General features: G+C 76.0%; 9 protein-coding genes. All 9 read right to left on the bottom strand.

The features are described from left to right. Window positions 1-3: 3 nt before the first annotated feature. The gene (gene ftsZ / locus ACFU9A_RS11010) at window positions 4-1,353 is read right to left on the bottom strand and encodes a cell division protein FtsZ (RefSeq protein ID WP_430575255.1); all 1,350 of its coding nucleotides are present in this window, start codon (window positions 1,351-1,353) and stop codon (window positions 4-6) included. A 211-nt stretch (window positions 1,354-1,564) separates the two neighbouring features. Further along, entirely contained in the window at window positions 1,565-2,515 is a 951-nt protein-coding gene (locus tag ACFU9A_RS11005) for a cell division protein FtsQ/DivIB (RefSeq protein WP_430575254.1), read from the bottom strand. Next, a complete protein-coding gene (gene murC, locus ACFU9A_RS11000; RefSeq protein WP_430575253.1) occupies window positions 2,515-4,023 on the bottom strand; it encodes a UDP-N-acetylmuramate--L-alanine ligase in 1,509 nt (502 codons plus the stop codon). Before murC ends, ACFU9A_RS11005 begins: the two co-directional genes overlap by 1 nt. Beyond that, window positions 4,020-5,192, bottom strand: a complete 1,173-nt coding sequence (gene murG / locus ACFU9A_RS10995; RefSeq protein WP_430575252.1) for an undecaprenyldiphospho-muramoylpentapeptide beta-N-acetylglucosaminyltransferase — start codon at window positions 5,190-5,192, stop codon at window positions 4,020-4,022. The genes murC and murG overlap by 4 nt, the downstream gene beginning before the upstream one ends. A 10-nt stretch (window positions 5,193-5,202) precedes the next feature. Next, window positions 5,203-6,540 (bottom strand): putative lipid II flippase FtsW, encoded by a 1,338-nt coding sequence (gene ftsW / locus ACFU9A_RS10990; protein ID WP_430575251.1) that lies wholly within the window; start codon window positions 6,538-6,540, stop codon window positions 5,203-5,205. 40 nt (window positions 6,541-6,580) lie between these two features. Continuing rightward, a complete protein-coding gene (murD, locus tag ACFU9A_RS10985) occupies window positions 6,581-8,059 on the bottom strand; it encodes a UDP-N-acetylmuramoyl-L-alanine--D-glutamate ligase (RefSeq protein WP_430575250.1) in 1,479 nt (492 codons plus the stop codon). Continuing rightward, a complete protein-coding gene (gene mraY, locus ACFU9A_RS10980; protein WP_430575249.1) occupies window positions 8,056-9,138 on the bottom strand; it encodes a phospho-N-acetylmuramoyl-pentapeptide-transferase in 1,083 nt (360 codons plus the stop codon). The genes murD and mraY overlap by 4 nt, the downstream gene beginning before the upstream one ends. After that, window positions 9,135-10,595 (bottom strand): UDP-N-acetylmuramoyl-tripeptide--D-alanyl-D-alanine ligase, encoded by a 1,461-nt coding sequence (gene murF / locus ACFU9A_RS10975; RefSeq protein ID WP_430575248.1) that lies wholly within the window; start codon window positions 10,593-10,595, stop codon window positions 9,135-9,137. Before murF ends, mraY begins: the two co-directional genes overlap by 4 nt. Further along, window positions 10,592-12,232: a UDP-N-acetylmuramoyl-L-alanyl-D-glutamate--2,6-diaminopimelate ligase gene (locus ACFU9A_RS10970; protein ID WP_430575247.1), complete on the bottom strand. Its 1,641-nt coding sequence runs from the start codon at window positions 12,230-12,232 to the stop codon at window positions 10,592-10,594. Before ACFU9A_RS10970 ends, murF begins: the two co-directional genes overlap by 4 nt. Between the last annotated feature and the right edge of the window lie 32 nt (window positions 12,233-12,264).

Genomic DNA, 12,264 nt, shown 5'->3' with positions numbered 1-12,264 from the left:
CGCTCACTTGAGGAAGTCGGGCACGTCGAGCTCCTCGGCAGGGCGGCGCGGCTCCTCGAACAGCCGCGGCACCTCGACGGGGCGCTCCACCGTGACGCCCTCGCCCTCGGCGTCCTCCACCACCGTGAAGGGACGACGCCCGTCCGCCGGCCGCGCGCTCACCGGCGGGGCCGGCGGCGCGTCGAGGCTCACGGGGACGTCGTCGGGCTCGGCGGGGATCGGCCGGGGCTGGACGCTCGCCGCCGGCACCGACTGGGTGGCGGGCTGCGGCGGGCGCGGCGGCGCCGTCTGCACGCCGGGCGGCGGCACGGGCGCGGTGGCCGGCGTCCCGTCGGCCGACGTGGCCGGCTTGGCGGACGCGCCGGCGATCTGGCCGAGGCCGCGACCGTCCTTGCGCGCCTGGGGCACGCCGCCGTCGAACCCGGCGGCGATGACGGTCACCCGCACCTCGTCGCCCAGCGCGTCGTCGATGACGGTGCCGAAGATGATGTTGGCCTCGGAGTGCGCGGCCTCCTGGACCAGGCGCGCGGCCTCGTGCACCTCGAAGAGGCCGATGTCGCTGCCGCCCTGGATCGACAGCAGGACGCCGTGGGCGCCGTCGATGGAGGCCTCGAGCAGCGGCGACGAGATCGCGAGCTCGGCGGCCTGCACCGCGCGGTCCTCGCCCCTCGCCGAACCGATGCCCATCAGCGCGGACCCCGCCCCCTGCATCACGGACTTCACGTCCGCGAAGTCGAGGTTGATGAGGCCCGGGGTCGTGATGAGGTCCGTGATGCCCTGGACGCCGGAGTGCAGCACCTGGTCGGCGGAGTGGAACGCCGCGATCGCGGAGACGTTCCGGTCCGACATCGACAGGAGCCGGTCGTTAGGGATGACGATCAGGGTGTCGACCTCCTCGCGGAGCGCCTCGATCCCCTGCTCGGCCTGCACGGACCGGCGACGGCCCTCGAACGTGAACGGCCGCGTGACGACACCCACCGTCAGCGCGCCGAGCGCGCGGGCGATGCGCGCCACCACGGGGGCGCCGCCCGTGCCGGTACCGCCGCCCTCGCCCGCCGTCACGAAGACCATGTCGGCGCCGCGCAGGACGTCCTCGATCTCCTCGGCGTGGTCCTCGGCCGCCTTCTTGCCGACCTCGGGGTCGGCGCCGGCGCCCAGGCCGCGCGTGAGCTCGCGACCGACGTCGAGCTTGACGTCGGCGTCCGACATCAGCAGCGCCTGTGCGTCGGTGTTGATGGCGATGAACTCGACACCCTTGAGCCCGACCTCGATCATGCGGTTCACGGCGTTCACGCCGCCACCGCCGATACCGACCACCTTGATCACTGCCAGGTAGTTCTGCGGAGTTGCCACGTCGTTGCCTCTCGGGTCGTTCCTTGTCCCGACGTCCGGTCCTCGCTCCCCCTCGTCGACCCCGCCAGGGTCTAACCTTAAGGTTCGAGTTGAGGGTTAGAGTTATGTCAGGTTGCTGCTGCGATCGACGGTAGGCGCCGCGTCGGGCGCGGCGCCGGACGTCTCCCGGCGTGTCGCGCGCGCCCGGTGCTTGCGCCCGGGACGGCCCGGCTCACCGGGTCACCGGCAGCTCGGGCGACGACACGTCGATGGTGCGCGCGCCGTCGTCCAGCTTGCGCACGGTGCGCACCGCCTCGACCTTGAGGGCCAGCCTCGAGCTCCCGCCCCACACGACCGTGGTGCCGTCGTCGAGCACCGTCGTGACGGCGTCCTGGGTGTCCGCGCTGACCTGCTCCACCTGCTTCGCCAGCCCCGGCGGCAGCGCCGCGAGCACGTGCAGCGCCGCCTGGAGCGCCAGCGCGTCGTCCAGCGGCACGTCCACCTGCGGGAGCCCCTGGGGCGCCGAGCCGCGGGTCGCCACGCGGACGCCCGAGGAGTCGAGCAGGGCGAGACCGTCGCCGTCGGGCACCGCCGCCACCGGGACCCGCGGCGTCACCTCCACGGCGAGCCCGTGGGGCCAGGAGCGCGCGATGCGCACGTCCTTGACGCCGCGCAGCCGCAGCACCTGCTCCCGCAGCGACACCGTGTCGAGCCGCGGCAGGGGCGTGCCGTCCGGAGCCTCGACGATCTCGCGGACCGCCCCCTCGTCGACGTACTGGTCCACGCCCGAGACCGAGACCTGCGCCTTCTCGAGCGCCAGGACCGGGGACCACAGGGCGGCCACGCCCAGTCCCACCACCAGCACCACCGCGAGCACCCACGCGAGCACGCGGCGCCAGGCGCGGTGCCGCCGCATCGCCGTGCGCTCGGCGAGCCGGTCCGCCATCGCGGTCGACACGCGCGGGGACACCTCCAGCCCGGCCGGGACGACCGCGGTCGCCTGGGTCCGCGCCGGCTCGGCCCGCTCCGTGCCGCGCGCGGCGGTCCGCGGTGCGCGGCTCGCGCGGGCCGACGGCGAGCCCGTGGGGGCGGTCGCCGGGGCCGGGCGCGACGACGCCGAGCGGGTCGCGCCCGTCGCCGGACGCTTGCCCGGGCCGGGGCGAGGTGGGGCTGGCGGTCGCATCACCCCATGCTCTCGTCGCGGGGCGAGCCGGCGGGCGACGCCACGCCGGAGCCACGCGCGGCGAGGTCCGCGAGGATCACGGGTCCGAGCTCGGTCACGTCGCCCGCGCCCACCGTGAGCAGCAGGTCGCCCGGCCGGGCGAGCGCGGAGGCGACGTGCGCCGCCTCGAGCCGGTCCTCCACGGCACGCACTCCCCCGCCGGAGGCCGTGCGCTCCAGCAGGTCGGTGATCGTCCGCGGGCCGACCGCCGGGTCGACGTCCTCGCGGGCCCGGTACACCCCCGTGACGACCACCTCGTCGGCGAGCGCCAGGGCGGCGGCGAACCGGTCGGCGAAGATCCGCGTGCGCGAGTACAGGTGCGGCTGGAAGAGGACGACGATGCGGCCGTCCCCCGCCAGCGGGCGCGCGGCCCGCAGCAGCGCGGCCACCTCGGTCGGGTGGTGGTCGTAACTGTCGAAGACCCGGACGCCGTCGGCCTCGCCCTTGGGCTCGAAGCGCCGGCCGGTGCCGACGAACGTCGCCGCGCCGCGGGCCGCCGCGGCGGGGTCGGCCCCGAGCAGCACGGCGGTCACGACGGCCGCCGTCGCGTTGAGGGCGTTGTGCGCGCCGGGGACGGCGAGCCGCAGCTCGAGCGCGGCCGCCCCGAGCGGGCCTCCCGACACGACCGCGGACACCGTGCCCGCGCCGACCACGACGTCGCTGACGCGGACGTCCGCGCCCGCCGCCTCGCCGTAGGTGACGACGGCGCGCCCGGCCTCCCGGTGCGCGGCCGCGAGCGCCGCCGATCCGGCGTCGTCCGCGCACGCCACGAGCGTGCCGCCCGGGACGATCCGGCCCGCGAACTCCTCGAAGGCCCGCTCGAACGCCTCCTGGGACCCGTAGTGGTCGAGGTGGTCGGGCTCCACGTTGGTCACCACCGCCACGAAGGGCGCGTAGTTGAGGAACGAGCCGTCGGACTCGTCCGCCTCCGCGACCAGCACGTCGGAGGCGCCCAGGTGCCCGCCGGGCACCGCGCTCTCGTGGCCGTCGGCGTCGAGGACCCGCACGGTCCCGCCGATCGCGAACGAGGCGTCCACGCCGCAGGCGCGCAGCACGGTCGCCACCATGGCCGAGGTCGTGGTCTTGCCGTGCGCCCCGGCGACGGCCACCGCACGACGGTCCAGCATCAGCGACGCGAGGGCCTGCGAGCGGTGCAGCACCCGGACGCCGGCCGCGCGCGCGGCCGCCAGCTCGGGGTTGGTCTCCCGCACGGCCGAGGACACCACCACCGTGTCGACCAGCGGCGCGCCGTCCGGGCCCACGACGTGCGCCGCGTCGTGGCCGACCCACACCCGCACGCCGTCGGCGCGCAGCGCCTCGAGCGCCGGCCCGGCGACGGCGTCCGAGCCCTGCACGTCCGCCCCGCGGGCGGCCAGCAGCCGGGCGACGACGGAGACGCCCGCCCCGCCCACGCCCACGAGGTGCACCCGCCCGAGGGCCTCGACCGGCAGCACGTCCGCGGCGCTCACGCCGGGTCCCCCGCACGGGACCCGGCGCCCGCCGCGACGGCCTCCGCGACGAGGTCCGCCACGCGGGCGGCGCCGTCGCGCACGCCGGTCGCCCGCGCCGCGTCCGCCATCGACTCGAGGCGGGCCCGGTCGGCGAGGAGCGCCGGCACGTGCTCGGCGACCCAGGCGGGGGTGAGGTCCGCGTCGTCGACCAGGAGACCGCCGCCCGCCTCGACGAGGGGCGCGGCGTTGAGCCGCTGCTCGCCGTTGCCGATGGGCAGCGGCACGTAGACCGCCGGCACGCCGAGCGCCGCCAGCTCGCACACGGTGCCCGCCCCCGAGCGCGCGACGACGAGGTCCGCGACGGCCAGCGCGAGCTGCATCTCCGAGAGGTACTCGCGCACCTGGTAGCGCGCGGCCTCGTGCCCGCCTGCGGCCGTGGCGGCCTCGACGGCGGTACGGACCGGGCCGTCCTTGCCCTTGCCCGTGAGGTGCAGCACCTGGACGCCTGCGCGCAGCAGCGCGTCGACCGCGCCGGCGAGCGCCGCGTTGACCGAGGCGGCGCCCGAGGAGCCGCCCGTGACGACGAGGGTGGGCAGCGCAGGGTCGAGTCCGAGCGCGTCGGCCGCCTCGACCCGCGCGCCGACCGGGTCCGCCTCGCGGCGGGCGACGAGGTCCGCGATCTCCGCACGCAGCGGCAGGCCCACGACCTGCGCGCCGGGCAGCGGGGTGCCGGGGAACGTCGCGCCGATGCGGGCCGCCCACCGGGCGCCGAGCTTGTTGGCCAGGCCGGCGCGCGCGTTCTGCTCGTGGATGACCACCGGGACGCCCTTGCGCCGGGCGGCGAGGTAGGCCGGCGTCGAGACGTACCCGCCGAACCCGACGACCGCCTGGGCACCGATCTCGTCGATCGCGGCCTCCGCCGCCTTCACGGCGGCGCTGAGCCGGCCGGGCAGCTTCAGCAGGTCGACGCTCGGGCGCCGCGGCAGCGGCACGCGCGGGATCGGCCACAGCCGGTAGCCGCGCTCCGGGACGAGGTCGGCCTCGAGCCCCGACGTGGTGCCGAGGGCGAGGATCCTGGCCTCCGGCTCGCGGGCGCGGAGCTCGTCCGCGACGGCGAGGAGGGGGTTGACGTGGCCGGCGGTGCCGCCCCCGGCGAGGACGACGGACGTGACTGCAGAGCTCTTCACACGCAGGACCCTATCGGCCGGAGCGGTCCCCGCGGCCCTGCCCGCCTCCGCGACGCCCGCGGCGCGAGAGCACGGCGACAGACCTCCGCACCACGCTGCGGCGCGCGGCGAGGGCCTCGGCGGCGCCGGGCTCGCTGCGCGCGAAGCTGATCACCATGCCGAGGGCCACCATCGTGGTGATCAACGCCGACCCGCCGGCCGAGACCAGCGGGAGCGGGACGCCGATCACGGGCAGCACCGCGGTGACCACGCCGATGTTGACGAACGCCTGGCCCACCACCCAGCAGCCGACGGCGGCCGTGGTGATCTTCACGAACGGGTCCGGGTGCCGGCGCACGACCCGCGCCATCGCGACCCCGAGGACGGCGAACAGCGCGAGCACCAGCAGCGTCCCGAGCAGGCCGAGCTCCTCCCCGATCACGGAGAAGATGAAGTCGTTGTGCGCCTCGGGCAGGTACTTCCACTTCTCGCGGCTGGCGCCGAGCCCGACGCCGAACAGCCCTCCCGTCGCGAGCCCGTACAGGCCGTGGATCGACTGGTAGCACTCGCTCGCGGCGTCGCAGGTGGAGCCGTAGGTCGCGAGGATGCGGGTGAGACGGTCGGAGCTCCCCTGGTTGACGATGAACGCCCAGCCCACCACGAGGGCCGCGCCCACCCCGCCGACGGCGAGCATCGACGCCGGGGCGCCCGAGACCCAGTACGCGCCGAGTCCCAGCAGCGCGATGATGAGCGCCGTGCCGAGGTCGTTGCCCATCATGACGAGCCCGAGCACCGCGGCGAGGCCGATCGCGCCCGGGACCAGCGCCTGGGTCCAGCTGCCCAGCAGGCGCTGCTTGCGGCCCAGCACCGCGCCCAGCCACACGGCGAGGGCGAGCTTGGCGAGCTCGGACGGCTGGATCCGCAGCGGTCCCAGCGACAGCCAGTTCTGGTTGCCCTTCACCGTGTCGCCGAAGAGGACCACCGCGGCCAGCAGCGCGAGCGCGACGATCAGGGCGGGCCAGGCGAACCGCTTGTACCAGCGCACGGGCAGGCGGGCGGCGATCAGCATGACCGGCAGCCCCATGAGGGCGTACCGCGCCTGCACCAGGAACGCGGCGTACGGCGAGCTCCCCGCCGCGATCGACGTCACCGTCGAGCTGGAGAGCACCATGACGAGCCCGATGACGAGCAGCAGCCCGGTGGCGCCGACCAGCAGGTAGTAGCTCGTGACGGTGGAGTTCCACTGCCCGAGCCACGGCCGCTCGGCGGACTTCTTCGACGCCCCCTTCGACGGGCCGGGGGTCCGGCCCTTCGACGGCCGGCCCGCGGACCCGCGGGGTCCGCGCCGGGTGCCCGTCGTGACCGCCATCCCGACACCCCTCGCTCGCGTTGCGACGGCTGCCTGCCGCCTACAGCTCCGCCACGGCCGTGGCGAACGCCTCCCCGCGCCGGGCGTAGGAGGCGAACTGGTCCTGCGACGCACCGGCGGGCGCCAGCAGCACGGTGTCGCCCGGCCGTGCCAGGTCCCGTGCCGCCGCGACCGCGCGCCGCATCACGGACCCAGTGTCGCCGGGATCGACCACGACGACGGGGACCTCGGGGGCGTGTCGGCCCAGCGCGCCCCGGATCGGCTCCGGGTCGACGCCGATCACCACGGCGGCGCGCAGGCGGTCGGCACGGTCCGCGACCAGCGCGTCGAACGACGCCCCCTTGGCCAGGCCTCCGGCCACCCACACCACCGTCCCCGCGGGGAAGCCGGCGAGCGAGGCCGCCGCGGCGTGCGCGTTCGTCGCCTTGGAGTCGTCCACCCAGGCCACGCCGTCGAGCTCGCGCACCCGGGCGATGCGGTGCGCCCCCGGCCGGAAGGCCCGCAGGCCGTCCCGCACGGCGGCGGGCGACACGCCGTGGGCGCGGGCGAGCGCGGCCGCGGCCAGCGCGTTCGCGACGACGTGCGCGGGCACGGCGCTCCCCTCGGGGCCCGGGGCGAGGTGTGCCAGGTCGGCGAGGGTGCCCAGCTCGGCAGCGGTGCGCTGCCGGTCGCGGGCGCCCGGCGCCGCGTGGAAGGCGCGGTCGACGAGCACGTCCTCCACGACGCCGAGCTGGCCGGGGCCGGGGGCACCGAGCGTGAACCCGACGGCGAGCGCGCCCTCGGTCACATCGGCGTCGCGCACGAGCTCCTCGGTGCGCGGGTCCGCCAGGTTGTACACGCACGCCCGCTGGGCGCGGGTGTAGATCCGGCCCTTGTCGGCGGCGTACGCCTCGAGCGTGCCGTGCCAGTCGAGGTGGTCGGCCTCGACGTTGAGCACCGCGGCCGCCTCGAACGACGTGCTGAGCGTGTGGTGCAGCTGGAAGCTGGACAGCTCGACGGCGAGGACGTCGAGCGAGGGGTCCTGGGCGGCCTGGACGACAGGGGTGCCGACGTTCCCGACGGCCGCCGCGCGCAGGCCCGCCGCGGCGAGGATCGACGCGAGCATCTCGACGGTGGTCGTCTTGCCGTTGGTGCCCGTGACGGCGAGCCAGGGCGCGGGCCCGCGGCGCTCCTCGGGGCCGGCGCCGTCCGGACCGGGCGTGCGGTCGACCCGCAGCCGCCAGGCGAGCTCCACCTCGCTCCAGACGGGGACGCCCGCGGCGCGCGCCGCCGCGAGCAGGGGCGCGCGCGGCGCCCACCCCGGCGACGCGACCACGAGGTCCGCCTCCGCGACCAGCCGCGCCGCGGTCGCCGGGTCGTCGGCGTCGCGCACGTCGGCGTCGGCGGCCCGGCCGTCGACCGTCACGACCGAGCCCGCCCGGCCGGCGAGGGCCTCGACGACCGCCCGGCCGGTGACGCCGAGACCCGCCACGACGACGCGCGCGCCGTCCGGCAGGGTCGCGGGGACCGGCTGCGTCACGTGGCCACCCACTCGGCATAGAAGATGCCCATGCCGAGCGCGGCGAACAGGCCCGCGATGAGCCAGAACCGGATGACGATCGTGACCTCGCCCCACCCGGACAGCTCGAAGTGGTGGTGCAGCGGCGCCATCTTGAACACGCGCCTGCCGGTCATCTTGAAGAAGCCGATCTGGATGACGTCCGACATCACGATGATGACGAACATCCCGCCGATGATGGCGGCGAGGATCTCCGTGCGCGACAGGATCGAGATGCCGGCCAGGGCGCCGCCGAGGGCGAGCGCCCCGGTGTCGCCCATGAAGATCTTCGCGGGGCTGGCGTTCCACCACAGGAAGCCGATGCAGGCGCCCGCCACCGCCGCGGCGACGATCGCCAGGTCCTGCGGGTCGCGCACCTCGTAGCAGCGCGGCCCGGCCGCCGCGAGCCGCTGGCACGACTGGTTGAGCTGCCAGATGCACACGAGGACGTACGCGCCGAAGACGATGATCGACACACCGGTGGCCAGGCCGTCCAGGCCGTCGGTGAGGTTCACCGCGTTGGACCAGGCCGTGATGAGGAAGTTCGCCCAGACCACGAAGAGGATCAGCCCGACCGTCACGCCGGCGAAGGCCAGGTCGAGGTTGGTGTCCCGCAGGAACGAGATGCGCGTGGACGCGGGCGTCCGGGCGTTCGCGTTCGGGAACTGCAGGGCCAGCACCGCGAAGCTGATCCCGACGAAGCCCTGGCCGATGATCTTCGCCTTCGGCGTCAGGCCCAGCGACCGCTGCTTGCGGATCTTCGTGAAGTCGTCGAGGAAGCCGACCACGCCGAGACCGGTCATCAGGTAGAGGCACAGCAGCGCGGACGCGCTCGGCGGCCGGCCGGCGACCAGCATCGACACCGCCACGCCGACGAGCGCCGCGGCGATGATGACGACGCCACCCATCGTCGGGGTGCCGCGCTTGGTGAAGTGTGCCGTCGGACCGTCCTGGCGGACGAACTGGCCGTAGTTGCGATGGATGAGGAACCGGATGAACAGGGGCGTCCCGAAGAGCGCGACGAGCCCGGAGACGCCGGCCGAGACCAGGATCGCGATCACGGGGCGACCTCCACGGCGGGTTCGGCGGACGCCGGACCACCCGCGGCGAGCTCGTCGCCGAGCTCCCACAGCCCGGACCCGAGGGACGACTTCACGAGGACGACGTCGCCGGGCTCGAGCGCCTCGGCGAGCACCGCGCGCGCGGCGTCGAGGTCAGGCACGAAGACCGACTCCTCTCCCCAGGAACCCTCCTGCATGGCTCCCTCGTGGATGTGGTACGCCCCGTCGCCGACGACGACGAGCAGCTTGACGTTCAATCGCACCACGAGGCGGCCGATCGCGTCGTGCGCGGCGCGCGCACCGTCCCCCAGCTCGAGCATCTCGCCGAGCACGGCGACCGACCGGCGCGACCGACCGGCCATGACGGCCAGCGCGCGCAGCGCGGCGCGCATCGAGTCCGGGTTCGCGTTGTACGCGTCGTCCACGACGGTCACGCCGTCAGGACGCTCGGTGACGGCCATCCGGTGCGGGCTGACGGGCGTCGCACGCGACAGCCCGGCCGCGACCGCCTCCACCGTGCCCCCGAGGGCGAGGACGACGGTGGCCGCCGCGAGCGCGTTGCTCACGTGGTGCGCGCCGACGAGCCGCAGCTCCACCGGGGTCGCGTCCGCTCCGCCGACGACGAGGCCGAACCGGGCCCGGCCGGAGGTGTCGACCTCCACGTCCGCGGCGCGCACGTCGGCCGACGAGATGGTGCCGAAGGTGGTGACGGTGTGCTCCGGCGTCGCGAGCGACGCCATCGCCGCGACCCGCTGGTCGTCGGCGTTGAGCACGACGGTGCCCGCGGGCACGACGCCCGAGACCATCTCGGCCTTGGTCGCCGCGATCGCCTCGACCGAGCCGAACTTGCCCACGTGGGCGACGCCGACGGCGAGCACGACGCCCACGTCGGGCGGCGCGACCCGGGTGAGGTACGCGATGTTGCCGGGGCCGTCGGCGCCCATCTCCAGGACGAGGTACCGGGTGGCCGCGGTGACCCGCAGGACGGTCAGCGGCAGGCCCACCTCGTTGTTGAACGAGCCCGTCGGCACCACGAGCGCCTCGGCGGGCGCGACGCCCTCGGGCAGCAGGTCGGCCAGGAGCTGGCCCAGCAGGTCCTTGGTGGTCGTCTTGCCCACGGAGCCGGTGACCGCGACGACCCGCAGGTCGCCCCCGGCGCGCACGCGCGCCAGGACGGCGCGGGCGAGGTCGCCCAGCGCGGCCTGCACGTCGTCGACCACGACCGTCGGCACGCCCTCGAGCTCACGGGCGGCCAGGACCAGCGTGGCTCCGGCCTCGACCGCGCCGCGGGCGAAGTCGTGCCCGTCGACCCGCTCGCCCGGGAGCGCGACGAACAGGCTCCCGGCCCCGACGCGGCGGGAGTCCACCTCGACGGGCCCGGTCACCGGCGTGTCGGCGGCGGCGTGCAGCCGTCCCCCGGTCGCCTCGGCGACGTCGGCGGCGGTCAGCGCGATCATGCGGTCGTCCTCTCGTGCCGCCGCTGCAGCGCGCGGCGGGCCTCTTCCCGGTCGTCGAGCTCGAGGTCGACCCCCGCGACCTCCTGGATGGTCTCGTGGCCTCGTCCCGCGACCAGGACCGTGTCGTCGGCACCCGCGTCGAGGACGGCGGTCTCGATCGCGGCCGCGCGGGGCGCGACCTCGCTCAGCACGACGTCGCGCCCCGCCGCGCCGGCGGCGTCCGCCGCCGCGCGGGCGCCCTCGAGCACCACGGCGCGCACCGCGGCCGGGTCCTCGCCGTGCGGGTCGTCGTCGGTCACGACGACGACGTCCGCGCCGGCGGCGGCTGCGGCGCCCATCGCGGGCCGCTTGCCCTTGTCCCGGTCACCGGTCGCGCCGAAGACGACGACCAGCCGGCCGGCCGTCGTCGGGCGCAGCGCGGCGAGCGCGAGCTCGAGGGCCTCGGTGTTGTGCGCGAAGTCCACGACGACGCGCGGGTGCCCGTCGCCGCCCGCCCCGACGACCTCCATGCGGCCGGGGACCACGGCCGACAGGCCGTCCGCGCCGGCGAGCGCCTCGGCGACGTCCTCGACGTGCGCGCCGCCCTCGAGCACCATCGCGACGGCCAGCGCGGCGTTCGCCACGTTGAAGGCGCCGGGCAGCGAGGTCGACGTGCGCAGGGAGCGCCCGTCGGCGTGCGTGAGCGTGAAGGCCGAGCCGGTGCCGTGCGGGGCGACGTCGGTGACGGTCCAGTCCGCGCCGGCCTCGCCGTCGCGGGCCGCGCGGGTCCGCAGCGTCGCGACGGGCACCTGCGCGGCCGCCGCCATCCGCTCGCCCCACACGTCGTCGACCACGACGACGCCGCGGCGTGCGTGCTCGGGCGTGAACAGCGACGCCTTCGCCGCGAAGTAGGACTGCAGGTCGCCGTGGAAGTCGAGGTGGTCCTGGCTGAGGTTGGTGAACCCGACGACGCCGAACTCGATGCCGTCCACGCGGTGCATGGACAGCGAGTGCGACGAGACCTCCATCGCCAGCGTGCGCACCTCGTCCTCGCACATGGCGGCGAGCAGCGCCTGCAGGTCGGCGGCCTCGGGCGTGGTCAGCCGGCTCGGCAGCACGCGGTCGCCCGCGCGCATCTCGACCGTGCCGATCAGGCCGCCCGTCCAGCCCAGGGCGCGCAGGAGGTGGTCCACCTGGTAGGTCGTGGTGGTCTTGCCGTTGGTGCCGGTCACGCCGAACGTCATGAGGTGCTCGGCCGGCTCGCCGTAGACCCACGCCGCGACGGGGCCGAGGACCGCGCGCGGGTCCCCGGCGACGAGCACGGGCACCGCGCGGTCGAGCGCGTCCGGCCCGGCCGCGAGGGCCGCGGCGCCGGCCGCGTCGGTGAGCACGGCGCGGGCGCCGCGCGACACCGCGTCGGCGGCGAACCGCGCGCCGTGCGCATGGGCTCCCGGGAGCGCGACGAACAGGTCGCCGTCGGCGACGACGCGGTTGTCGGACGCGACCGAGGTGACGACGACGTCGGCGGGGACCTGCGTCCGGGGCCCGTCCTGCGGTCCTGCCGGCGTCGTCACCTCGAGCCCGAAGGTCAGGGCGAGGTCCCGCACCCGTCGGGGCGTCGTGCCCGCGGGCCGGATACGGGGAAGCGGGGATGTCACGGAGAAGAACCTACCGTCTGCTCGCTGCCCGC

The sequence above is a fragment of the Isoptericola sp. NPDC057653 genome (assembly GCF_042799955.1).
Lineage (GTDB): Bacteria > Actinomycetota > Actinomycetes > Actinomycetales > Cellulomonadaceae > Isoptericola.
Note: the sequence above shows the minus strand (reverse complement) of the source record. Positions and strands in the feature narration are given on the sequence as shown.

Excerpts from the sequence above, each read along its gene's own strand:
- ftsW (WP_430575251.1), bottom strand. The coding sequence starts at position 6,540 with ATGGCGGTCACGACGGGCACCCGGCGCGGACCCCGCGGGTCCGCGGGC.
- murF (WP_430575248.1), bottom strand. The coding sequence starts at position 10,595 with ATGATCGCGCTGACCGCCGCCGACGTCGCCGAGGCGACCGGGGGACGG.
- ACFU9A_RS11005 (WP_430575254.1), bottom strand. The coding sequence starts at position 2,515 with ATGCGACCGCCAGCCCCACCTCGCCCCGGCCCGGGCAAGCGTCCGGCG.